The 22,863-nt window shown below is 75.6% G+C and carries 22 protein-coding genes; 7 read left to right on the plus strand and 15 right to left on the minus strand.

Annotated elements, in window-relative coordinates:
* Window positions 1–106 precede the first annotated feature (106 nt).
* Both V1J52_RS10695 and V1J52_RS10700 read right to left on the minus strand, forming a co-directional pair.
* Window positions 107–757 carry a GntR family transcriptional regulator gene (locus V1J52_RS10695; protein WP_330139418.1) on the minus strand — a complete coding sequence of 217 codons (651 nt, stop codon included), beginning with the start codon at window positions 755–757 and terminating at the stop codon, window positions 107–109.
* A 78-nt stretch (window positions 758–835) separates the two neighbouring features.
* Entirely contained in the window at window positions 836–1,249 is a 414-nt protein-coding gene (locus tag V1J52_RS10700) for a peptidase inhibitor family I36 protein (protein WP_330139419.1), read from the minus strand.
* 211 nt (window positions 1,250–1,460) lie between these two features.
* Here V1J52_RS10700 and V1J52_RS10705 point away from each other — a divergent pair, with 211 nt between their 5' ends.
* On the plus strand, window positions 1,461–1,991 hold the full coding sequence (locus V1J52_RS10705) for a GNAT family N-acetyltransferase (RefSeq protein WP_330139420.1): 531 nt from the start codon (window positions 1,461–1,463) through the stop codon (window positions 1,989–1,991).
* Window positions 1,979–2,734: a sulfite exporter TauE/SafE family protein gene (locus V1J52_RS10710; protein WP_330139421.1), complete on the plus strand. Its 756-nt coding sequence runs from the start codon at window positions 1,979–1,981 to the stop codon at window positions 2,732–2,734. Before V1J52_RS10705 ends, V1J52_RS10710 begins: the two co-directional genes overlap by 13 nt.
* 110 nt (window positions 2,735–2,844) lie before the next feature.
* On the opposite strand, the gene sucB is transcribed toward V1J52_RS10710, so the two are convergent.
* The 6 genes from sucB to V1J52_RS10740 all read right to left on the minus strand — a co-directional run bounded on the left by sucB (window position 2,845) and on the right by V1J52_RS10740 (window position 11,556).
* Entirely contained in the window at window positions 2,845–4,701 is a 1,857-nt protein-coding gene (gene sucB, locus V1J52_RS10715) for a 2-oxoglutarate dehydrogenase, E2 component, dihydrolipoamide succinyltransferase (RefSeq protein ID WP_330139422.1), read from the minus strand.
* 52 nt (window positions 4,702–4,753) lie between these two features.
* A complete protein-coding gene (gene lpdA, locus V1J52_RS10720; RefSeq protein WP_330139423.1) occupies window positions 4,754–6,142 on the minus strand; it encodes a dihydrolipoyl dehydrogenase in 1,389 nt (462 codons plus the stop codon).
* A gap of 374 nt (window positions 6,143–6,516) precedes the next feature.
* On the minus strand, window positions 6,517–8,127 hold the full coding sequence (locus tag V1J52_RS10725; RefSeq protein WP_330139424.1) for a leucyl aminopeptidase: 1,611 nt from the start codon (window positions 8,125–8,127) through the stop codon (window positions 6,517–6,519).
* Between the two features lie 115 nt (window positions 8,128–8,242).
* Complete coding sequence (locus tag V1J52_RS10730; protein WP_330139425.1) at window positions 8,243–9,031, minus strand: adenosylcobinamide-GDP ribazoletransferase; 789 nt, start codon at window positions 9,029–9,031, stop codon at window positions 8,243–8,245.
* A gap of 62 nt (window positions 9,032–9,093) precedes the next feature.
* Window positions 9,094–10,224, minus strand: coding sequence for a nicotinate-nucleotide--dimethylbenzimidazole phosphoribosyltransferase (gene cobT / locus V1J52_RS10735; protein WP_330139426.1), 1,131 nt, complete (start codon window positions 10,222–10,224; stop codon window positions 9,094–9,096).
* 123 nt (window positions 10,225–10,347) lie between these two features.
* On the minus strand, window positions 10,348–11,556 hold the full coding sequence (locus tag V1J52_RS10740; RefSeq protein WP_330139427.1) for a bifunctional adenosylcobinamide kinase/adenosylcobinamide-phosphate guanylyltransferase: 1,209 nt from the start codon (window positions 11,554–11,556) through the stop codon (window positions 10,348–10,350).
* Window positions 11,557–11,715: 159 nt separating this feature from the next.
* Here V1J52_RS10740 and V1J52_RS10745 point away from each other — a divergent pair, with 159 nt between their 5' ends.
* Window positions 11,716–11,928: a hypothetical protein gene (locus V1J52_RS10745; protein ID WP_330139585.1), complete on the plus strand. Its 213-nt coding sequence runs from the start codon at window positions 11,716–11,718 to the stop codon at window positions 11,926–11,928.
* 9 nt (window positions 11,929–11,937) lie between these two features.
* On the opposite strand, the gene V1J52_RS10750 is transcribed toward V1J52_RS10745, so the two are convergent.
* From V1J52_RS10750 to V1J52_RS10760, 3 genes are all read right to left on the minus strand, one after another.
* Window positions 11,938–13,107 (minus strand): S1C family serine protease, encoded by a 1,170-nt coding sequence (locus tag V1J52_RS10750; protein WP_330139428.1) that lies wholly within the window; start codon window positions 13,105–13,107, stop codon window positions 11,938–11,940.
* A gap of 88 nt (window positions 13,108–13,195) precedes the next feature.
* Window positions 13,196–13,477, minus strand: coding sequence for a PspA-associated protein PspAA (pspAA, locus tag V1J52_RS10755; protein WP_330139429.1), 282 nt, complete (start codon window positions 13,475–13,477; stop codon window positions 13,196–13,198).
* Between the two features lie 68 nt (window positions 13,478–13,545).
* Window positions 13,546–14,361, minus strand: coding sequence for a PspA/IM30 family protein (locus tag V1J52_RS10760; RefSeq protein ID WP_330139430.1), 816 nt, complete (start codon window positions 14,359–14,361; stop codon window positions 13,546–13,548).
* Between the two features lie 276 nt (window positions 14,362–14,637).
* On the opposite strand from V1J52_RS10760, the gene V1J52_RS10765 reads away from it, so the two are divergent.
* Entirely contained in the window at window positions 14,638–15,240 is a 603-nt protein-coding gene (locus V1J52_RS10765; protein ID WP_330139431.1) for a DUF3043 domain-containing protein, read from the plus strand.
* The gene (locus V1J52_RS10770; RefSeq protein WP_330139432.1) at window positions 15,240–16,019 is read left to right on the plus strand and encodes a class I SAM-dependent methyltransferase; all 780 of its coding nucleotides are present in this window, start codon (window positions 15,240–15,242) and stop codon (window positions 16,017–16,019) included. The genes V1J52_RS10765 and V1J52_RS10770 overlap by 1 nt, the downstream gene beginning before the upstream one ends.
* 89 nt (window positions 16,020–16,108) lie before the next feature.
* Here V1J52_RS10770 and nadA read toward each other — a convergent pair whose 3' ends face one another.
* Window positions 16,109–17,287 (minus strand): quinolinate synthase NadA, encoded by a 1,179-nt coding sequence (gene nadA, locus V1J52_RS10775; RefSeq protein WP_330139433.1) that lies wholly within the window; start codon window positions 17,285–17,287, stop codon window positions 16,109–16,111.
* A 374-nt stretch (window positions 17,288–17,661) separates the two neighbouring features.
* Here nadA and V1J52_RS10780 point away from each other — a divergent pair, with 374 nt between their 5' ends.
* Complete coding sequence (locus tag V1J52_RS10780; protein ID WP_330139434.1) at window positions 17,662–18,018, plus strand: HesB/IscA family protein; 357 nt, start codon at window positions 17,662–17,664, stop codon at window positions 18,016–18,018.
* 111 nt (window positions 18,019–18,129) lie between these two features.
* Here the strand turns inward: V1J52_RS10780 and V1J52_RS10785 are convergent, their stop codons facing one another.
* Both V1J52_RS10785 and V1J52_RS10790 read right to left on the minus strand, forming a co-directional pair.
* Complete coding sequence (locus tag V1J52_RS10785; protein WP_330139435.1) at window positions 18,130–19,752, minus strand: hypothetical protein; 1,623 nt, start codon at window positions 19,750–19,752, stop codon at window positions 18,130–18,132.
* A 119-nt stretch (window positions 19,753–19,871) separates the two neighbouring features.
* Window positions 19,872–20,123: a hypothetical protein gene (locus V1J52_RS10790; RefSeq protein ID WP_330139436.1), complete on the minus strand. Its 252-nt coding sequence runs from the start codon at window positions 20,121–20,123 to the stop codon at window positions 19,872–19,874.
* 146 nt (window positions 20,124–20,269) lie between these two features.
* On the opposite strand from V1J52_RS10790, the gene V1J52_RS10795 reads away from it, so the two are divergent.
* Window positions 20,270–21,244 (plus strand): carbohydrate kinase family protein, encoded by a 975-nt coding sequence (locus V1J52_RS10795; RefSeq protein WP_330139437.1) that lies wholly within the window; start codon window positions 20,270–20,272, stop codon window positions 21,242–21,244.
* A gap of 43 nt (window positions 21,245–21,287) precedes the next feature.
* Here V1J52_RS10795 and V1J52_RS10800 read toward each other — a convergent pair whose 3' ends face one another.
* Window positions 21,288–22,697: a cysteine desulfurase/sulfurtransferase TusA family protein gene (locus V1J52_RS10800; protein WP_330139438.1), complete on the minus strand. Its 1,410-nt coding sequence runs from the start codon at window positions 22,695–22,697 to the stop codon at window positions 21,288–21,290.
* Window positions 22,698–22,863 lie beyond the last annotated feature (166 nt).

The raw sequence follows: 22,863 nt of genomic DNA on the forward strand, positions 1-22,863 counted from the left end.
TGTCACAAAAGACGACACTCAGTGCCGTCCTCCCAGGTCAGCCGCCGGACGGGCGCTCACGCCGCGGGCCGGGCGCCAAAGCCGCCCGGGAGGGAGCCCCACCCGGCTAGCCGGCGCCGGAGGCCGCCGCGGCCTCCGGGGCGGGCGCGCAGCCGAGCACGTGCTCCTTCACGAGCTGCGCCACGTCCGCGTCGGACCGCCTGAACGCCTCGACGACCGCCTCGTGCTCCTCCGCGTACGACTGCTGCACCGTGCCGAGCCAGCGGATCGACAGCGCCGTCCACACCTCGATGCCCAGCGACTCCCAGGTGTGCAGCAGCACGCTGTTGCCCGAGGCCCGCACCAGCTCCCGGTGGAACGCCACGGTGTGCCGCACCTGGGCCTCCGCGTCCCCGGCCCGGTCCGCCTCGTACAACGCGGCCACGTGCGGTTCCAGCGCCGAGACGTCCCGCGCCAGGAGCGGAGCCGCCAGCTCCGCCGCCATCTGCTCCAGCCCCGCCCGCACCGGGTAGATCTCCTCCAGGTCGGCCGCCGACAGCGCCCGCACCCGCACGCCCTTGTTCGGCGCCGACTCGATCAGCCGCAGCGCCTCCAGCTCGCGCAGCGCCTCGCGCACCGGCGTCTGGCTGACCTGCAACTCCACGGCGATGCGCCGTTCCACGATCCGCTCACCCGGCTTCCACCGGCCGCTGACGATCCCCTCCACGATGTGTTCGCGGATCTGCTCACGCAGCGAGTGGACGACGGGCGGTGCCATGGGCGCTCCTAACTGTCACCCCCGACAATACGGCGCCGCCCGCCTCCCCTACTCACCGGTCACCGTCACCGGCCCGCGTCAGCCGCAGGCGCCCTTCACCCACTGGTGGGACTTGAGCATGTAGGTGCCCGCCAGGTTCCCGCGCCGGTCCTGGCGCGTGCAGCCCTTGCGGGTGCTGTAGTTCCGCCACTGGTAGTAGGCGACACCGCTGAAGTTGGTCGCCGTGCCCCGGTTCCACACCGACTTCACGTTCCGGCTCTGCGACCAGGAACACCGCTGGGCGCCCTGCGTCCAGTCCGGGTCCGCCACCGACCAGGCGCACTTCGCGCCCGTGCCGTTCGCCCCCGTGTAGAAGCAGACGTGGCCCCGCGCGCAGGCCCCCCACGCCTCTTCCGTCTCCTCGCCCGCCGTGGCACCCGGCGTGCCCAGCGCCGTCGCGCCCAGCATCCCGGCGACGGCTACGGCGGCCAGCTTCCTCCGCAGACAGCGCATGTACGAACCATCCCCTCGTGATCTCCCGGAGGACCGCGCCCGGTCACGGCACGGCCCGCCCCACGACAGTGCGGCACGGGGGAGCGCCGCGGCAGTACACGGAGCCCCAAACCACCCGCACGCGTGTCCGCGAGGCAGCCGCCGCCCGGCCGTCCGCCGGAGCGCGGGACGCCCGCTCCCGCCCACGGAGGCGTGGCGTAGGGTCGGCCCCGTGCCCGAGATCACCCGCATCGACGCCGCGGAACTCGCGGTCCACGCCGACGGCCTCGCCGACCTGCTCGCGGCGACCGTGGACGGCGGCGCCTCCGTGGGCTTCCTCGCCCCGCTCGACCACGCCGCCGCCCGCGCCTGGTGGACGGCCCAGGCGCCCGCCGTCGCGGACGGCGGCACGCTGCTCTGGCTGGCCCGCTCCGGCCCCCGCGTCACCGGCACCGTCAGCCTGCGCCGGGGGGCCATGCCCAACGGGCGGCACCGCGCGGAGGTCGCCAAGCTGATGGTCCACCCGGACGCCCGGGGCCAGGGCACCGCCCGCGCCCTGCTGGCCGCCGCCGAACAGCACGCCGCCGGAGCCGGGATCACACTCCTCGTCCTGGACAGCGAGACCGGCAGTCCCGCCCACCGCCTCTACCGCGACACCGGCTGGACGGAGTGCGGCACCGTGCCGGACTACGCCGCCGACGCCACCGGCACGCTGCGTCCCACCACGTACTTCTACAAGAGGACGCGACCGTGCAGGCCCTAGAGGCCGCGGCCATCGCCGCCGCCGGGTTCGCCGCCGGGGGGATCAACGCCGCCGTCGGCTCCGGGACCCTCATCACCTTCCCCACGCTGCTGGCCTTCGGCTACCCGCCGGTGCTGGCCAACGTCTCCAACAACCTCGGGCTGGTGCCCGGCGTCCTCAGCGCCGCCTACGGCTACCGCCGCGAACTGCGCGGCCAGCGCCGCCGCCTCCTGCGCTTCGGCACCGCCTCACTGGCCGGGGGCCTCGCCGGCGCCCTGCTCCTGCTGACGCTGCCCGCCGAGGCGTTCGGCACGGCGGTCCCCGTCCTCATCCTCGCCGCCTGCGCCCTGGTGCTCCTCCAGCCCCGGCTCAACCGCCGCCTCACCCGGCGCCCACCGGGCCGCCGGGAGGACGGCGGGGTGCCCATGTGGCTGGGGGTCCTCGGCACCGGCGTGTACGGCGGCTACTTCGGCGCGGCGCAGGGCGTCATCCTCATGGGCCTGTTCGGCAGCTTCCTCCGCGACGACCTGCAACGCCTGAACGCCGCCAAGAACGTCCTCGCCCTGATCGTGAACGGCGTGGCGGCCGTCGTCTTCGTCCTGGCGACGCACGTCGACTGGGCCGTCGCGGGCATGGTCGCCACCGGCTCCGTCCTCGGCGGCCTGGTCGGCGCCCGCGCCGCCCGCCGCCTGCCCGCGGCCGTGCTCCGCGCCGTCATCGTCATCGTGGGCACCACGGCCGCCACCCTGATGCTCCTCACCTGACCGGTCCTCCCCGTGCCCCGGCGGCCCGCCCCGGGGCACGGGGCACGGGACGGGAAGACGACGGTGCCCCCGCCCTGGTGGGGGCGGGGGCACCGTCGGGGCGGCGGGGCTCAGAGGCCGAGTTCGCCCTCGAACTCGCCGGCCTCCAGGCGGGCCTTGACGTCCGCCAGGTAGCGGGCCGCGTCGGCACCGTCGACCAGCTGGTGGTCGTAGGAGAGGGTGAGGTAGACCATGTCGCGGATCGCGATCGTCTCGCCCAGCTCCGGGTGGTCCATGACGACCGGGCGGCGCACGGTGGCGCCGATGCCCAGCTCGGCGACCTGCGGGTAGTTCACGATGATCGTGTCGAACAGCGCACCGCGCGAGCCGGTGTTGCTGATCGTGAACGTGCCGCCGGACATGTCGTCCGGGCTCAGGCCGCCGCCGCGGACCTTGCCGGCCAGCTCGGCGGTCCGCTTGGCGATGCCCGCCAGGCTCAGGTCGCCCGCGCCCTTGATGACGGGGACCATCAGGCCCTTCTCCGAGTCCACCGCGATGCCGATGTTCTCGACGTCGTGGTAGGTGATCGTGCCGTCGTCGTTGATCTTGGCGTTGACGGCCGGGTGCACCTTCAGCGCCTCGGCGGCGGCCTTCACGAAGAACGGCATCGGGGAGAGCTTCACGCCCTCCCGGGCGGCGAAGGACTCCTTGGCACGCGTCCGCAGCTTCATGACGCGGGTGACGTCGACCTCGACCACGGTGGAGAGCTGCGCCTGGTTGTGCAGCGCCTTCATCATGTTCTCGGCGATGACCTTGCGGATGCGGGACATCTTCACCGTCTGGCCGCGCAGGGCCGACGGCTGGGCCGTCTGCGCCTTCGGGGCGGACGGTGCCGCCGCGGCGGCCGGAGCCGGGGCCTTGGCGGCCTCGGCCGCGGCCAGGACGTCCTGCTTGCGGATGCGGCCGCCGACGCCGCTGCCCTTGACGGTGGTCAGGTCCACGTTGTTCTCGCCGGCCAGCTTGCGCACCAGCGGGGTGACGTAGGCGCCCTCGCCGCCGGTGGCGGGAGCGGGAGCCGGGGCGGCCTGGGCCGGGGCCTTGGCCTGGGCCGCGGGCTGGCCAGCCGGGGCGGCGGGCTGCGCCTGCGGCGCCGGGGCCTGCTGCGGCGACGGCGCCGGGGCGGGCTCGGGCTCGGGCTCGGGCTGCGGGTCCTCCCGCGCGGGCTCGGGCTCGGCCTGCTGCGGCTCGGGCTCCGGCTTGGCCTGCTCGGGCTCGGCCTGCGGCTCCTGCGCGGGGGCGGCGGCCGGGGCCGCGCCCTTCTCGCCGATCACCGCGAGCTTCGCGCCGACCTCGGCCGACTCGTCCTCGCCGACCAGGATCTCCAGCAGGGTGCCCGCCGTGGGCGCCGGGATCTCGGTGTCCACCTTGTCCGTGGACACCTCCAGCAGCGGCTCGTCGGCCTCGACGTCGTCGCCGACCTCCTTGAGCCAGCGCGTGACGGTGCCCTCGGTGACGGACTCGCCCAGCGCGGGCAGCACGACGTCGGTGCCGGACGCGGAACCGCCACCGCCCTGCGGGGCCTGCTCGGGCTCGGCCTCGGCCTGCTGCGGCTCGGGCTGCTCCGGCTGGGCCTGCGGCTCCGGCTGGGCCTGCTGCTGCGGCTGGGCCTGCTGCTGCGGCTCGGGCTGCTCCGGCTGGGCCTGCTCCGGCTCCGGCTCGGCCTCGGCCTCGGGAGCGGATCCGCCGCCGGAACCGTCGTCGATGACGGCCAGCTCGGCGCCGACCTCCACCGTCTCGTCCTCGGCGACCTTGATGGAGGAGAGGACACCGGCGGCCGGGGCCGGGATCTCGGTGTCGACCTTGTCCGTCGAGACTTCGAGCAGCGGCTCGTCGGCCTCGACGGTCTCACCCTCGGCCTTCAGCCAGCGGGTGACGGTGCCCTCGGTGACGCTCTCGCCGAGCGCCGGCAGGGTTACGGAAACCGCCATGGTTTCGGTTGCTCCTTACGAAAAGGTACGGATGTGGTCGCGCCCGACGTGATCAGTCGTGGGAGTGCAGCGGCTTGCCGGCCAGCGCCAGGTGCGCCTCGCCGAGTGCCTCGTTCTGCGTGGGGTGGGCGTGGATGAGCTGCGCGACCTCGGCGGGCAGCGCCTCCCAGTTGTAGATGAGCTGGGCCTCGCCGATCTGCTCGCCCATCCGGTCACCGACCATGTGGACGCCGACCACGGCTCCGTCCCGCACCTGGACGAGCTTGATCTCGCCCTGCGTCTTGAGGATCTTGCTGCGGCCGTTGCCGCCGAGGTTGTACTTGAGCGTCACGACCGCGTCGGCGCCGTACACCTCCTTGGCCTTCGCCTCCGTGAGGCCGACCGAGGCGACCTCCGGGTGGCAGTAGGTGACGCGCGGCACGCCGTCGTAGTCGATCGGCACGACCTTCTGCCCGGCCAGCCGCTCCGCGACGAGGATGCCCTCGGCGAAGCCGACGTGCGCGAGCTGGAGCGTGGGGATGAGGTCGCCCACGGCCGAGACCGACGGCACGTTCGTCTGGCAGTACTCGTCCGCCAGGACGTAGCCGCGCTCCATGGCGACGCCGGCCTCCTCGTAGCCGAGGCCCTGCGAGACCGGGCCGCGGCCGATGGCGACGAGCAGCACCTCGGCCTCGTACTCCTTGCCGTTGGCCAGGGTGACCTTGACGCCGCTGTCGGTGTACTCGGCCTTCTCGAAGAAGGACCCGAGGGAGAACTTGATGCCCCGCTTGCGGAACGCCCGCTCCAGCAGCTTGGAGCTGTTCTCGTCCTCGGCCGGCACGAGGTGCGGCAGGCCCTCGATGACCGTGACCTCCGAGCCGAAGGACTTCCACGCGGACGCGAACTCGACGCCGATGACGCCGCCGCCCAGGATGATCGCGGACTTCGGGACCCGGTCCAGGACGAGGGCGTGGTCGGAGGAGATGATCCGGTCGCCGTCGATCTCCAGGCCCGGCAGGGACTTGGGCACCGAGCCGGTGGCCAGCAGGATGTGGCGGCCCTCGTAGCGCTGGCCGTTCACGTCCACCGAGGTCGGGGAGGACAGGCGGCCCTCGCCCTCCACGTAGGTGATCTTTCGCGAGGCGATGAGTCCCTGGAGACCCTTGTAGAGTCCGGCGATCACGCCGTCCTTGTACTTGTGCACGCCCGCCATGTCGATGCCGTCGAGCGTGGTCTTGACGCCGAACTCGGCGCCTTCCCTGGCCTGGTCGGCCAGCTCACCGGCGTGCAGCAGAGCCTTCGTGGGGATGCAGCCGTAGTGCAGGCAGGTGCCGCCCACCTTGTCCTTCTCGATCAGGGCGACGTCCAGACCCAGCTGCGAAGCGCGCAGTGCAGCGGCGTACCCGCCGCTGCCACCACCGAGGATCACTAGGTCGAAAACGGTGCTGGCGTCGTTCGCCACGTCACGTCCTCCATGCATGGGTGCGCCGGAGCCGGTCGGCTGTGACCGGGCGGCTTGTGCGTTCGGCCGCTTCTTGCTTCGGCCCTGTGGGTTGAGCGGGCCCCTGTCCTGCCGAGACAACATCTTCGCACTTGTCGGCGCGTGACGGGACGCGGGGCCGGTGTGTGAGACGTCGCGTGCACCGTCCGATGACCGCGTACACGCCCCCACGGGGGGACTACCGGGCAGTAGGCACGCGTGATCGCTGAGGGCGAACACCGGTGGACGCCGCGCGGCCCTCCCCGGCGGCGCGGCGCGCGCCGCCGGGGAGGGCCGCGATCGCGGTCCGGGACGGCCCCCGGGGGAGGCCGCCGCCGTCACCGTCCGGGCGGGGGTCAGTCCAGCTCGCCGTCCGCCGTGCGCTCGGCCAGCCGCACCAGCGTCCGCACCGCGGAGCCGGTACCCCCCTTGGGGGTGTAGCCGAACGGCCCGGACTCGTTGAAGGCGGGACCGGCGATGTCCAGGTGCCCCCAGCGGGTGCCCTCGGCGACGAACTCCTTGAGGAAGAGACCGGCCACCAGGCCGCCGCCCATCCGCTCGCCCATGTTGGCGAGGTCGGCGACGGGGGAGTCCATGCCCTTGCGCAGCTCGGCGGGCAGCGGCATCGGCCAGGACTGCTCCCCGGCCTCCTCGGCCGTGCCGTGCAGCTCCGCGCGGAACGCGTCGTCGTTCGACATGATCCCGAACGTGCGGTTGCCCAGGGCGAGGACCATGGCACCGGTCAGCGTGGCGACGTCCACCACCGCGTCCGGCGACTCCTCGCAGGCGCGGGTCAGCGCGTCGGCCAGCACCAGGCGGCCCTCGGCGTCGGTGTTGAGCACCTCGACCGTCTTGCCGCTGTACATGGACAGCACGTCGCCGGGGCGGATCGCGGAGCCGGACGGCATGTTCTCGGCGAGCGCCAGCCAGCCGGTGACGCCCACGGACAGGCCCAGCCGGGCCGCGGCCACGACGGCGGCGAAGACGGCGGCGGCGCCGCTCATGTCGCACTTCATGGTCTCGTTGTGACCGGCCGGCTTCAGCGAGATGCCGCCCGAGTCGTACGTGATGCCCTTGCCGACCAGCGCCAGCGTCCGCTTCGCCTTGGACGGCGTGTAGGCGATGCGCACCAGCCGGGGCGGGTTCTGCGAACCCTGGCCGACGCCGAGGATGCCGCCGAAGCCGCCCTTGGCGAGCGCCTTCTCGTCCCAGACCTCCGCCGTGAGGCCGTGCTCCTTGGCGGCGGCCAGGGCCTGCGCGGCGAAGACGGCGGGGGTGAGGTCGTTGGGCGGGGTGTTGATCAGGTCCCGGGCCCGCGCGACCTCGTCGGCGAGCACGGCCGCCCGGGCGACGGCCGCCTTGTGCGCCTTGTCGCGCGGCTTGGCGCCCAGCAGGGTGATCTCGGCCAGCGGGGCGCTGCCGTCGTCCGGCGTCTTCGCGCCCTTGCCCGCCGCGCGGCCGCCCTTGCCGCCCTTGCTCCCCTTGCCGCCCTTGGCGCGGGCGCCTTCCTTGCCCTGGTAGGCGGTGAACGCGTAGGCGCCCAGCAGCGCGCCCTCGCCCACCGCGGCCACGGACTCGGTGCTGTCGGCGACGGGCAGCGCGAAGGCGGCCTTGCCGGTGCCGGTCAGGGCGCGGGCTGCGGCGCCCGCCGCCCGCCGCAGCGTCTCCGGCGCGAAGCCCGCGCCGTCCGCGAGACCCTCGGGGGCCGTGCCGAGGCCCACCGCGAGCACGACGGGGGCCTTGAAGCCCTCCGGGGCGGGGAGCTTGGTGACCTCGCCCTCGCCGCCGCTCGCACCGAGCGTCTCCAGCACGGTGGCGAGCCGCCCGCCGAATGCCTGGTCCACCGTTTCGGCACCGGGTGCGAGCACCGGGGTGTCGGCGCCGTCGGCGCTCTTGGCGATGCCGATGACGATGGCGTCCACGCGCGTCGTTGCGGCGGACGAGGTACTGAGCGTCAGTGCAGTCACAGTCCTGGCGATCCTGTTCGTCGGAGATTCGTGTGAATGTTCCGGGAGTCTGATGGAGTCCGAGCCTACGCCCCGCCGCGTCCACCGGGACGGGCGGCCGGGAACCGTCCGGGGCTCAGCCCGCCAGCAGCACGAACAGGCACGCCGTGCCCGCCGTTTCGGCCACGGCGCCGAACACGTCACCGGTGACGCCGCCGAGCCGCGTCCGGCACCGGCGCAGCAGCAGTTCCGCCGCGCCCAGGCCCGCGAGGACACCCGCCGCCCACCGCGCGGCGTCCGCGGGCCCGCCCAGGGCGCCCGCCGCCCCGCCCGCCACCGCCACCGCCGCGGCCACGGCCAGCGCGCCCCCGGCGGGAACCGCCTCCGCCACGACGGCGCCCAGGCCCTCCGCCCGCGCGGCGGGCACGCCGCGCCGGGCGGCCAGCGTCAGCGCGGCCCGCGCGGTGGTGGCGGCGACGACCAGGGCCGCCGCGCCGGTGGCCCAGCCCCGCCCGTACAGCCCGGCCAGCGCCGCGACCTGGCCCAGCACCACCAGCACCAGCGTGACGACGCCGAACGGGCCGATGTCGGACTGCTTCATCACCGCCAGCGCCCCGGCGGCGTCCCGGCCGCTGCCCAGCCCGTCGGCGACGTCGGCGAGCCCGTCCAGGTGCAGGCCGCGGGTCAGGACGGCGCAGGCCGCGACGGCGACGACCGCCGAGGGCAGCGGCCCCGCGCCGAGCGCCAGCGGCACCGCGCCCGCCAGGGCGGCGGCCATCCCGACGGCCAGACCGGCCGCCGGCGCGCAGAGCATGCCGCCCCGCGCGGCGGCGCGGTCCCAGCGGCGGACGGTGACGGGCAGCACGGTGAGCGTGCCGAAGGCGAAGCGCAGGCCGTCCGCGGGACGTGCCGGTGTGTCGTTCATCGGGCGAAAGGCTAACCGCGCCGCCGGAGGCGAACCGGCACGGGAGGAGGCCCCGGCGTCCGTCAGGTGGCCTCGAAGAGTTCCGGCGCCGCGTCCCCCGCCGCCTCCGGCTCCGGCTCCGGGGAGGCGTCCGGCACCTCGGGCAGTTCGGCGGCCAGCGCGGCGGCGGCCTGCACGAGCGGCAGGGCCAGCAGCGCCCCGGCGCCCTCCCCGAGCGTGACGCCCTGGTCCAGCACCGGTTCGAGGTTCAGGCGGTCCAGCGCCTTGGCCTGGCCCGGTTCGCCGCTGACGTGCCCGGCGAGCCACCAGTCCGGCGCCCGGAACGCGACCCGCTGCGCCACCAGCGCGCACGCGGCCGACACCACACCGTCCAGCAGCACGGGCGTGCGGCGCACCGCCGACTGGAGCAGGAAGCCGGTCATCGCGGTGAGGTCGGCGCCGCCGCAGGCGGCCAGCAGGTGCAGCTGGTCGCCCAGGGCGGGCCGGGCGCGGCGCAGCCCGTCCCGGATGGCGGCGCACTTGCGCATCCACGTCAGGTCGTCGATGGCGGTGCCGCCGCGTCCGGTGACGACCGAGGCGTCGGTGCCGCACAGGGCCGCGATGAGGATGCCCGCCGCCGTGGTGCCGCCCACGCTGAGGTCCCCGAGCACCACCAGGTCCGTACCGGCGTCGGCCTCCTCGTCGGCGACGGCCATCCCGGCCCGGAACGCCCGCGCGGCCTCGTCGGCGGTCAGGGTGTCCTCGATGTCCGCCCGCCCGCAGGAGCGGCGCACCCGGTGCCGGGTGACCTCGGCGGGCAGTTCGTCCGCGGGGCAGTCCAGCCCCATGTCCACGATCTGCAGCGGCACCCCGGACCGGCGGGCGAGGACGGCGCCGGGGCTGGTGCCCTCCAGCGCGTCACGCACCAGCGCCGCGGCCGAGCCCGCCGGGCGCCCCGAGACGTCCAGCTCGGCGATGCCGTGGTCGCCGGCGAAGACGACCAGGCGGGGCCGTTCCAGCGGCCGCACCGGCACCCTGCCCTGCGCGGCGGCGAGCCACTCGCCGAGTCCGTCCAGCCGCCCCAGCGCGCCGGGCGGCTGGGCGGTGCGGGCCCGGCGCTCCTCGGCGTCGCGGCGGACGCCGCCGTCGGGCCGCTCGACGAGGTCGCCGAAGTCGTCCAGGTTGAGGCGGTCTTCGCTTGGAGGGACGCTCATGGGGCGAGGTTACCCGCCCGGTGCGCGCGTCCCACCGCACGCCCCGGGGCCTGCGGCCCGCCCGGCCGCCCGGTCCTGCCGGGAGCGTCCGCCCGGCCCTGCCGGCTCGCCGGGAGCGCCCGGCTACACGTCGCCGCGCAGCGGCAGCGCGTTCCCGGCGACGACGAGGAGGGCCTGCTCGCACTCGGCGGAGACGGCGGCGTTGAGCCGTCCCAGCTCGTCACGGAACCGGCGGCCCGCGGGCGTGCCCGGCACCACGCCGGAACCGACCTCGTTGCTGACCGCGACGACGGTGCGGCGCGTCGCGCGCAGGGCCGCCACCAGCGCGTCCGTCCGGCGGGCCAGCTCCCGCGCGCCGCCGTTCGCCCACGCCGCGTCCGACCAGGCGTCCACCGCGTCCATCGCGTCCGTCAGCCACAGCGCCAGGCAGTCCACGAGCAGCGGCGGCCCGTCCGCGTCGGCCAGCAGCGGCACCAGGTCGCAGGTCTCCGCGGTGTGCCAGGTGGCCGGGCGGCGCTCGCGGTGCGCGCTGACGCGGGCGGCCCACTCGGCGTCGCCGTCCCTGCGTCCGCCCGTGGCGACGTACAGGACGCCGGGGAACGCCGCGAGCCGCCGCTCGGCCTCCGCCGACTTGCCCGAGCGGGCGCCGCCCAGCACCAGGGTGCGGCGCGGCACGTCGGGGACGGCGCGGAAGTCCCCGGCGGTGAGCGTGGTGCCGTCCGGCTCGGCGCGGGCACCGGCGGCCGCGAGCCGGCGGTGCAGCTCGGGCCCGGGCGGCACGTCGTGGTCGAGGTGGACGGCCACCACGTCCGTGGTCGGCCCCACGGCCTTGGCGGCGCGCAGCCGGGCCAGCGCGGCGGGGCGGCCGACGACGTCGAGCAGTACCAGGTCGTAGGGGACGGCGGCGGGGGCCAGCCCGGCGGGTGAGCCGCCCGGCGGCAGGTAGAGCAGCCGCCGCCCGTCGGGGCCGGTGATCTCGTACCCGGTGCCGGGCGCGTCCAGCGCGACCGCCCGCACCCGGTGGCCGCTGATCAGCACCAGCTCCTGCCCGTCCGGCACCCGCACCGGCGCGGGCAGCCCGGCGGGGATCTCCAGGGCCGGGCCGTCCTGCGGGTGGGACAGCAGCACCTGCCGCACCCCCTGGAGGGACCGGCCCGCGCGGGCGGCGGCGAAGGCCGGTCCGGGCGTGAGGTCGACGAGGAGGGTGCCGTCCACGAGCAGCGCGGTGGCGGCCCGCGCGCGGTGCCCGGCGGAGCCCGCGCAGGCGGCGCACGGGCAGTCGGGGCGGGGGAGTCCGGCCGGTGCGCCGGTGCCGAGCAGAGTGACGTCCACGGCACGATCGTCTCGCGTCCCGCTCCGGTCGGCGCGCGCACCCGCCCGGACACCGCCGGGCCGGGGCGTCCCCGCCGGGCCGGCACGGGTAGTCCTAGTACCCTGCGGGCAGGGATGCCGGTGATCTTCCAGTGTTTCCGCAGCAGCCAGGAGGCCGACATGGCGTGGACGTGGCAGTTCGAGAGCGCGGACGGCAGCGGGGTGGACTCCCCGGTGCCGGTCGAGGAGTTCTCCACCCAGGGCGACGCGGAGTCCTGGATCGGGGAGAACTGGAAGGAACTGCTGGACCGGGGCGTCGACCAGGCGCGGCTGCTGGAGGACGGCGCCGAGGTCTACGGTCCGATGAGCCTGCACGCGGACGACGCGGGCTGAGCGCCCCCGTCACGCCTCGCCGAGGCGGACGCGGACGGTGTCCCGTTCCCCGCCGCGCCGGTAGGTGACCGTCACCCGGTCTCCGGGCTCGTGCCCGGCCAGCGCCTCGGCGAGGGTGACGACGTCGGTGACCTCGTCGTCGTCCACCCGCACGACGACGTCCCCGGCGCGCAGCCCGGCCGCCTCGGCGGGCCCGCCGTCCGCGACGTCCACGACGGACACCCCGGCCGGGCGGAAGTCGTCGCCCAGCACGGTGCGCACGGTCACGCCGAGGGCCGCCTTGTCCGGGTCCACCACCTCGCCGTGCTCGATCATCTGCCCGGCAAGGTCGCGCACCGTCGCCGCCGGGATGGCGAACCCGATGCCCGGCGCGGGCGCCGCGCCGAACTGCGGGTCGCGGGCGGCGAGCGTGGGGATGCCGATGACCCGCCCGGCCAGGTCCACCAGCGCGCCGCCGCTGTTGCCGGGGTTGATGGCGGCGGAGGTCTGCACCATGTCGCCGATCGTCGCCCCGCCCTCGCCCTCGCTCACCGAGCGGCCCACCGCCGAGACGATGCCCTGGGTGACGCTGGAGGACAGGCCCAGCGGATTGCCCATGGCCAGCACGATCTGCCCCACCTCCACCCGGGCGGAGTCGCCGAAGACGGCCGGCCGCAGGGCGCGCGGCGGCTTCGCCAGCCGGATGACGGCGAGGTCCTGGTCCTGGTAGGCGGCCACCAGCTCCGCCTTCAGCGGCCCGCCGCCGGTGGCGAGAGTGACCTCGAACGTCTCGGCCCCGCCCACCACGTGCGCGTTGGTGACGATGTGGCCCTCGGCGTCGTACACCACGCCCGAGCCCAGGTCCTCGTCCGTGGTGATCTGGACGACTGACGGCAGCACGTCCTCGACGACGGACCGGTAGCGCTCCTGGAGCGCGTCGGGACCGGACGGCGCGCCGGAGCCGCTCGGACCATTCGGACCGCCGGACGGGGCGGGCCCGGAGGCGGACGCGCCGGGGGAGGGGCCGCTGCCGGAACCGCTCACCCCGGCGCAGCCCGCCAGCAGCGCCGCCGCGCACAGGGCGGCGGCGCAGGCGCGGGCGGCACGGGGCCGGGAGAGGCGGAGCCGGGTGGGGTGGGACCGGAAGGGGCGGGGCCGGAACGGGCGGGGAGGAGCCGGACGGCGGGCGGCAGCGCTCATGTCCGCAGTCTCCCCCTCGCCCGCCCGGCAGGGGATGCTCACTCCGCCGGACGGCGCCACGCGGTGACCCGTCCGGCGACCAGGGGGCTCAGACGGCCGGGAACAGCCCGTCGTCCGACAGCATGGCCCGCACCTCGTCGATCGTGGCCCCGCGTTCGGGGAGGATCAGCTCGGAGGGTTCCAGCGCGTCGTCCGCGAGCGGCGTGCCGAGGCGGTGCACGGCGTCGAGCAGCGCCCCCAGCGTCCGGCGGAAGCCCGCCTCGTCACCGCCCTCCAGCTCGGCGAGCAGCGCGTCGTCCAGCTCGTCCAGCTCGGTGAAGTGGGCGTCGTCCAGCTTCACCTGCCCTTCCCCCATGATCCGTACGATCACGTTGCGCTCCTTCTCAGGGGACCCCGGCCCGGGGGCCGGGTCGTACACCCGTCCGTCGCGGACGGCGGTCACTGCTTGTCGAACCGGGGGGCGTCCTGCTGCTGGGACGACGGCTGCTGCTGCGGGGCCTGCGCCCCGCCGCCCGCGCCGCCCTCGATGGCCTGCTGGCCCGCGCTCGGACCGCCCGCCAGCTCCGCCTTCATCCGCTGGAGCTCCAGCTCGACGTCGGAACCGCCGGAGATGCGGTCCAGCTCGGCGCTCAGGTCGTCCTTGGCCGTGCCCGTCGGGTCGTCCAGCGCCCCGGAGGCCAGCAGCTCGTCGATCGCCCCGGCGCGGGCCTGGAGCTGCGCGGTGCGGTCCTCGGCGCGCTGCACCGCGAGGCCGACGTCGCCCATCTCCTCGGAGATGCCGGAGAACGCCTCGCCGATGCGCGTCTGCGCCTGCGCGGCCGTGTAGGTGGCCTTGATGGTCTCCTTCTTCGTGCGGAAGGCGTCCACCTTGGCCTGGAGCCGCTGCGCCGCCAGCGTCAGCTTCTCCTCCTCGCCCTGGAGCGTCTGGTGCTGCGTCTCCAGGTCGGCCACCTGCTGCTGGAGCCCCGACCTGCGGGTCAGCGCCTCCCTGGCCAGGTCCTCCCGGCCCAGCGCCAGCGCCTTGCGGCTCTGCTCCTCCAGCTTCCCCGCCTGCTGGTTGAGCTGCCCCAGCTGGAGTTCGAGCCGCTTGCGCGAGGTGGCCACGTCCGCGACACCGCGCCGGACCTTCTGGAGGAGTTCGAGCTGCTTCTGGTACGAGTAGTCCAGCGTCTCGCGCGGGTCCTCGGCCCGGTCCAGGGCCTTGTTGGCCTTCGCGCGGAACAGCATCCCCATCCGCTTCATGACACCGCTCATGGGCCTCGCGCGCCCCCTTCGTGACGGACTGTTCGAGCCTCAGCATCCCTACAGGAACCCACAGTACGGGCCCTGTCTCCATTACCGCACTGCCACGGGCCTGATCTGCTCCTTCTCCAGGACGATCGTGCGCCGCGCGTCTCCCGCCAGGGGATGAGCGAGCAGGGTCGCGGACCGGGGACGGGAACGGCGCGCGGCCGCCCCGCCGGGCACCGTTGCCGGATCGTTCCCCGTGCGGGTGAGGGCCACACCTGTGCACGACGTACTCTTGGGGGCGTGTTCCGAAGCCGTTCCAAGGATGACCAGGGCGCGTCCGCGACGCCGGACGTGGATCTGACCAAGCAGCCGCGCGACCCGCAGGCGCCCAAGGGCCGCCCCACGCCCAAGCGCTCCGAGGCCCAGGCCCAGCGCCGGGCGGTGGCCAAGGTGCCCGCCAACCGCAAGGAGGCGGCCAAGCGCGCCCGCGAGACCCGGCGCGCCGAGATGGCCCGGCAGCGGCAGGCGATGGCCACCGGTGACGAGCGCTACCTGCCGCTGCGCGACCGGGGCCCGGAGCGGCGCTTCGCCCGCGACTTCGTGGACGGCAAGTGGCACGTGGCGGAGTTCTTCCTGCCCATCGCCCTGGTGATCTTCGCCATGAACCTCGTGCAGAACCCGCAGGCGCAGAACATGTCGCTGCTGCTGTGGCTCGGCGTGATCGTGATGATCGTGGCCGACTCGTTCGTCACCGTGCGGCGGCTGAAGAAGGGGCTGCGCGAGCGTTTCCCCAACGAGAACCTGCGCGGCGTCACCCTGTACGCCCTCATGCGCACCCTCCAGATGCGCCGCATGCGCCTGCCCAAGCCGCAGGTCGCCCGGGGCGAGGCGCCCCGCCGCTGATGCCCGACGCGGTTCGCGCGACGCTCGTCGCGCACCGGCTCGACGCGCACCTCGCCGAGCGCTTCCCGGTGGGCCGCCGGCTGCGGGTCCTGGACGTCGGGGCGGCGCCCGGCCCGCACCACCTGCTTCCGGAGCCGATACCGGGGGAGCAGCCGCTGCGGCTGGCCGGGCTCGGGCACGAGGTGACCGTCCTGGCCCCGGAGGGCCCAGGCCTCAGCGCCGTCCGGGCCCGCGTTGTGACGAAACCGGCGGGCGTGCGGAGCCGGGTGCGGCTGCTGGCGGGCGCGCCGGGGGAGACCGGGGTGCACTTCCAGCCGCGCACGTTCGACGTCGTCCTGTGCCACGGCGCGCTCTCCCACACCGACGAGCCGGGGCCGCTGCTCGCCGGGCTGGCGCGGGTCCTCGCTATCGGCGGGCTGCTCTCGCTCGTGGTGCGCAACGCCGACGCCCTGGCCCTGCGCCCGGGGCTCGCGGGGGACTGGGAGGCGGCGCTCGCCGCCTTCGACCACCCCATCGTGGCGGGGGAGGACGGCCGCCTGGCCCGCACCCACCGCCGGGCCGCGCTGACCGCCACCCTCGCCGGGATCGGCGCCCCGCTGCACGCCTGGTACGGCGTCGGCGTCTTCGCCGGAGGCCCGGCCGCCCCGTCGCCGGGCCCGGACGCCGGGGCCGGGCCCGGGCCGGAGGAGGGGGAGCTGGCCGCCGAGGAGCGTGCGGGCCGCACCGACCCCTACCGTGACGTGGCCGAACTCCTCCACCTCTTCGGCGTGCGCGGCTGACTCGCGGCCGAGGTTCCGGTGCCCCGCGGGGCGGCCCGGGCCCGGTGAGTGCGGGCGGCCCGGGCGGCCCCGCAGGGCTCAGACCCGGCTCACGGCAGGGCCAGCATCCGCTCCAGCGCCAGCTTGGCGAACTTCTCCGTCTCCGGGTCCACCTGGATGCGGTTGACCACCGTGCCGTTCGCCAGCGACTCCAGCGCCCACACCAGGTGCGGCAGGTCGATGCGGTTCATCGTCGAGCAGAAGCACACCGTCTTGTCGAGGAAGACGATCTCCTTGCCCTCGGCGGCGTAACGGTTCGCCAGCCGCCGCACGAGGTTCAGCTCGGTGCCGATGGCCCACTTCGACCCGGCGGGCGCCGCGTCCAGCGTCCGGATGATGTGCTCCGTCGAGCCGACGTGGTCCGCCGCCGCGACGACCTCGTGCCGGCACTCGGGGTGCACGAGCACGTTCACGCCGGGCATCCGGTCGCGCACGTCGTTCACCGAGTCGAGCGAGAAGCGGCCGTGCACCGAGCAGTGCCCGCGCCACAGGATCATCTTCGCGTCCCGCAGCTCCTCGGCGGTCAGCCCGCCGTTCGGCTTGTGCGGGTTGTAGACGACGCAGTCCGTGAGGGACATGCCCATGTCGCGCACGGCGGTGTTCCGGCCGAGGTGCTGGTCGGGCAGGAACAGGACCTTCTCGCCGCTGCCGAACGCCCAGTCCAGCGCGCGGCGGGCGTTGGAGGAGGTGCAGATGGTGCCGCCGTGGCGTCCGGTGAACGCCTTGATGTCGGCGGAGGAGTTCATGTACGAGACGGGCACGGTGACGTCGGCTATGCCCGCGTCGGCGAGCACGTCCCAGCACTCGGCGACCTGCTCGGCCGTCGCCATGTCGGCCATCGAGCAGCCCGCCGCCAGGTCCGGCAGGATCACCTGCTGGTCGTCCCCGGTCAGGATGTCGGCGGACTCGGCCATGAAGTGCACGCCGCAGAAGACGATGTACTCGGCCTGCGGGCGGGCGGCGGCGTCCCTGGCCAGCTTGAAGGAGTCGCCGGTGACGTCCGCGAACTGGATGACCTCGTCGCGCTGGTAGTGGTGGCCGAGCACGAAGACGCGCTCGCCGAGCGCGGCCTTGGCCGTGCGGGCGCGCTCCACCAGATCCGGGTCCGAGGGGGCCGGCAGGTCGCCGGGGCACTCCACGCCGCGCTCGCTGCGCGGGTCGGCCTCCCGGCCGAGCAGCAGCAGGGCCAGCGGCGAGGGCTGGACGTCCAGGGTGTTGGCGGGGTTCACGTTGTTCACTCCTCTGGGCGAATCCGGGCGCCTCGGAAGCTGACGGCACGCACCCTTGATTCGGGGACCTCCGGGACCGGAGACCCCTTTCTCGTCTATCTGACGTTATTAATGATAGCCGCTTCGTGTCAGTCTGACGATGCTGAGCGGGGCGATGTGACGCACTCCCCGGCCACCGGCCGTCCGCCCCCCTCACGCGCCCGTGACCGGTGGGCGGGCGGTGTGCGAGCATGAGGGGAGGAGAGACCGCGAGATCCCCAGAACCGCAGTACATCCGAAGAATTCCGCCACGACGTGCCCGCACCGGAATGAATCCGGGAGGCCGCCTGTTCCCCAGGTGGCAGAGCAGTCCGTACAACCCGGGAGAGAAGCAGATGTCCGTATCGGACGAGACGGCCACCCAGACTGACGGCATCATCCTGTCGGACGCCGCGTCGGCGAAGGTCAGGAGCCTGCTGGAGCAGGAGGGCCGGGACGACCTGGCGCTGCGCGTCGCCGTTCAGCCCGGCGGCTGCTCGGGGCTGCGCTACCAGCTCTTCTTCGACGAGCGCTCCCTCGACGGCGACGTCGTGAAGGACTTCGACGGCGTCAAGGTGGTCACCGACCGCATGAGCGCCCCGTACCTGCACGGCGCCTCGATCGACTTCGTCGACACCATCGAGAAGCAGGGCTTCACGATCGACAACCCGAACGCCACGGGCTCCTGCGCCTGCGGCGACTCCTTCAGCTGAGGCCGCCGCCCGGCCGCACGGCCGGGACGGCGAACCGCCGAAGGGCGGTCACCCCACCGGGGTGACCGCCCTTCGGCGTTGCCGTGCGACGGCGCGCGGGCGGCGGCGTCCTCAGCCGCGCACGGGCACGCGGTCCCCGGCCGCGTCCACCACCGTGCGGGCGCCCACCGGCCGCTCCAGCGTGACCTCCAGCGCCAGTTCCTTCGCGAGGAGGATGCACGGCTGCCCGGGGTCGACCGCCTCCTGTGAGACGGAGATCACCACGCGGTCCGCGCTCTCCTCGGCCCGTGCCGCGTAGGCGTGGCAGACGCCGCCCGTCAGGTGCACGGTCAGCCTCCGGTCACCGGCGGCGTAGGCGTCCGCCCACAGGCCCTCCCGGGAGAGGTCCGCGAGCCCCGGCGGCTGCTGTCCGGGACCGAGCCCGCCGAGGTCGTCCCCCTTCGGCCGCGCCGGACCGCCCTCCGGGGCCGGGCCGGGCCGCGCGGGCTCGGCGCTCCCGGGCTGCGACAGCGCCGGTTCCGCCGCACCCGGCTCCGGCGGCGCGGCCGGAACGTCCCCCGGTCCCGGCCGCTCCCCGGCCGCCGTCGTCGTCAGGTAGCGGGGTTCCACGGCGGGGAAGGCCACCGTGTGCGCGCCCGTGCCGCCGTCCACCTCGAACAGCCAGGCCGGCACCAGCAACGGCGTCCCGCCGGAGCGGTAGGCCGCCAGGCCGAACGAGGCGCCCGTCACCGTGCCGCCCGGCGCGGCCCGCCGGGAGGTCCCGCACGGCGCCCGGACGCAGTGCACCGTGGCCGCCGCGCCGTCCTCCTCCAGCGCGCGCAGCGCTTCCGGGGCGTCCACCACCGGGTACTCCGGGCCCGGGGCCGGGCGTGCCAGCATCCCCGCCGCCCGGACGAGCACACCGTCGGCGCCGACGGTCACCGTGGTCTCCCAGCCGTGCGTCGGCAATCCGCCCACCTGCGGGGCGGCCTCCACCGTGCGCAGCGCCCCCGTCGTCCGGCCGGCGTCCACCCCCGCGCCCGCCAGGCCCACGGCCTCCAGCACCGGCGCGGCGACCTCCTCGGCCTGGGCCCGCGGCACCGGCGGGGTGATCGGCTGGGCGGGCCGGGAGCCGCCTCCGGCGGGGGCGCCTGGGGCGTCCGCCGGGGGCGGCGCCTGCGTGGAGACGGGTGCGTCCGGCCCGGCCGCGGTGCCGCCGTGGCCGCCGTAGCGGGTGAAGGTCCAGGCACCGCCGCCCTGGGCGGCGACGTGCAGCACCGGGCCCGTGCCGTCCGTGCCGTCGGCCGCGCGCCAGGAACCGTTCACCCGCTCCGGCCGCGCGGCGATGCCCAGGGCGCGGGCCAGCGCCGTCACCGTCTCCTGGTCCGCCCGGGGGGCCGGCCGGAACACCGGGGCGCTCTCCGGGCCCTCGGGCAGCGTGCCCGCCACCCGGTAGCCGTCTCCCGTCCCGCTGCCCGTCCCGCTGTCCGGGGCGGGTTGCTCGGCGGCCGACGCGGCCCGCGCGGGGCCGTCCAGCGCCAGCGGCCGGAGGTCCCGCGGCACGGCGGGACCGCCGTCCGGCCGCCCCGGGCCGTGGCCCGTCGCCGCCCAGTACGCGCCACCGCCGGTCAGCAGCACGGCCGCGGCGACCGCCACAGCGGCCAGCCGCCGGCGGCCCGCCCGCGCGCGGCCGGGCCGCTCGCCGGGTCCGGTGGATTCGTCACGCTCATCCGCGGGGACGGTATCGCTGCTCACCGCATCGCTCCTCACACTCCGTGGGCCCTGCCCTTTGAGGGACGCCGGTGGGACGGGCGAGCGGCGCACACGGTTCCACCGGGGCGCCGCGCGGGTGCCCCGGTGGCGCGGGAGCCGGGTCAGTCGCCGTACTCGGACATGCCGTCCAGCAGGCGTGCGGAGCCGTCCGGGACCCGCACGCCGTGCAGCGGCTCGGGCGGCGCGGCGGCGTGGCGGGGCCGGTCCGCCCAGCGTCCGGACATCCGGGAGCAGTCGCCGCGCAGCTCTGCCAGCGACTCGGGCTCGGGGGCCGGGGACGCCTTCGGGTCGCTGAAGGCCGGGGTGGCGTCGGGGGCGGGGGCGGTACCGGGGTCAGTCGTGCGTTCGGTCATGTCCGTGACGTTACGCATCTTCCGCCCGCCGGGTAAGCCCTACTTTCGGGTAGTAACCGTCGGTAGGTACCGGTGCCGGGCCACCGGGGTGAACCGGTAGCGTGAGGCGTCACCCGCCACCGCCCGTCCGACAGGAGCAGTCCGCCGTGCGCATCGCCGTCTCCGGCTCCATCGCCACCGATCACCTCATGACGTTCCCCGGCCGCTTCGCGGACCAGCTCGTCGCCGATCAGCTGCACACCGTCTCCCTGTCCTTCCTGGTGGACACCCTCGACGTGCGGCGCGGCGGTGTGGCCGCCAACATCTGCTTCGGCATGGGCCAGCTCGGCGCCCGGCCCGTCCTCGTCGGCGCGGCCGGCGGCGACTTCGCCGAGTACCGCTCCTGGCTGGACCGGCACGGCGTGGACACCGGCTCCGTGCGCATCTCCGAGGTGCTGCACACCGCGCGCTTCGTGTGCACCACCGACACCGACCACAACCAGATCGGCTCCTTCTACACCGGCGCCATGAGCGAGGCGCGGCTGATCGAGCTCCAGACCGTCGCCGACCGGGTCGGCCCGCTGGACCTGGTGCACATCGGCGCCGACGACCCCGAGGCGATGCTGCGCCACACCGAGGAGTGCCGCTCCCGCGGCATCCCGTTCGCCGCCGACTACTCCCAGCAGCTCGCCCGCATGGAGGGCAGCGAGATCCGCGCGCTCACCGAGGGAGCGGCCTACCTGTTCGCCAACGAGTACGAGACGGCCCTCATCGAGGGCAAGACGGGCTGGTCCGCCGAGGAGGTGCTGGAGAAGGTCGGCACCCGGGTGACGACGCTCGGGGCGCGCGGCGTGCGCATCGAGCGGGCGGGCGAGCCCGCCGTCGAGGTCGGCTGCCCGCAGGAGGAGAAGAAGGCCGACCCCACCGGCGTCGGCGACGCCTTCCGCGCCGGTTTCCTCTCCGGCCTGACCTGGGACGTCGGTCTGGAGCGCGCCGCGCAGGTCGGCTGCATGCTGGCGACGCTCGTCATCGAGACGGTCGGCACCCAGGAGTACGCGTTGCAGCGCGGCCACTTCATGGAGCGCTTCACCAAGGCGTACGGCGCCGACGCCGCGGCCGAGGTCCACTCCCGGCTCGCCTGACGGCGCCGCCCGCTGGCGCCGGCGGCCCGGCCGGCCCCGGCGCTCACGCCGCGCGGCGGACGCGGTGGGCGGTGCCGTCGGCCCCCAGGTAGGTGTGGCCGCGCATCTCGCACCAGGCGGGGATGTCCAGCCGCGCGGCCTCGTCGTCCGCGAGCACGGTGACGACGCCGCCCACCGGCACGCGGCCGATCGCCTTCGCCAGCTCGATCACCGGCAGCGGGCACAGGGTGCCCAGGGCGTCGAGCGTGATCCCGTCGGCGCCGGGGGACGGCTCCACCGCGGCGGCCGTCTCCCGCGCCGCGCCCGCGAGCGCGTCGCGCACCGCGCGCACCGCGCCGGGCAGCGCGGCCAGGAAGCCGTCCACCTCCTGCGCCGTCGTCCCCCGGGGCAGCGACACCCGCACGTTGCCCTCCGAGAGCACCCCCATCGCCCGCAGCACGTGGCTGGGCGTCAGGGTGCTGGAAGTGCACGAGGAGCCGGACGAGACGGAGTACCCCGCGCGGTCCAGCGCGTGCAGCAGTGCCTCGCCGTCCGCGTACAGGCAGGAGAACGTCACCACGTGCGGCAGCCGGCGCAGCGGATCGCCCACCACCTCGGCGTCGGGCACCGAGGCGGGCACGGCCCGCCGGATGCGGTCCACCAGCGGACGCAGCCGTTCCGCCTCGGCGGCGGCCTCGGCCTGGACGGCCCGCAGCGACGCGGCGGCGGCCACGATCGCGGGCAGGTTCTCGAAGCCGGGCATCCGGCCGGACTCCCGCTCGTCCGCCGGGGCGTGCGGGGCGAACCGCACGCCCTTGCGCACGACCAGCAGGCCGACGCCGCTGGGGCCGCCCCACTTGTGCGCGCTGGCGGCCAGCAGGGACCACGCGCCGCCGACCTGCCCCCAGCCGAGCGACTGGGCGGCGTCCACCAGCAGCGGCACCCCCGCCTCCCGGCAGGCGTCGGCCACCGCCTCCACCGGCTGCACGGTGCCGACCTCGTGGTTGGCCGACTGGAGGCACGCCAGCGCCGTGCCGCCGCCGTCCGGGGCACCCGCATCCCCCGCGCGGAGCAATTCCGCGAACCGTTCCGGGCCGACGCGGCCGCCCCGGTCCACCGGGGCGCGGCTGACCGAGCCGCCCGCCGCCTCGTGGGCCCCGGCGGCGTGCAGGACGGCTGAGTGCTCCACGGCGGAGACCAGCAGGTGACGCCCCGCCCGGCGCCGTCCGGCCAGCGCCCCGGCGATCCCGGTGTGCAGCGCGCGGGTGCCGGACGGCGCGAAGACCAGCTCGTCCGGACGGCAGCCGACGGCCTCGGCGGCCGCCTCCCGCGCGGCGTCCAGGAGCAGCCTGGCCCGCCGCCCCTCGCGGTGCAGCCGCGCGGGATCGGCCCAGCCCTCGTCCAGCGCGGCGAGCAGGGCCTGGCGGGCGACGGGATGGAGGGGGACCGCGGACGCGGCGTCGAAGTAGGGCACCTCAGCACGCTAACCCCTGCCGGTGCCGGTGCCGGTGCCGGTGCCGTGCGTCGCCGCCGGGCCCGTGCCCCCGGCCGGACGGCCCCCGCGGCGGCCCGCCGCCGGCGGCCCGCCGGCCGGCGGCGCGCGAAGCGGCGGAGGGACCGGCGGAGGGAGCGGTTCCGGG

Source organism: Streptomyces solitudinis, assembly GCF_036323765.1.
In the GTDB taxonomy this organism is placed as follows: Bacteria; Actinomycetota; Actinomycetes; order Streptomycetales; family Streptomycetaceae; genus Streptomyces.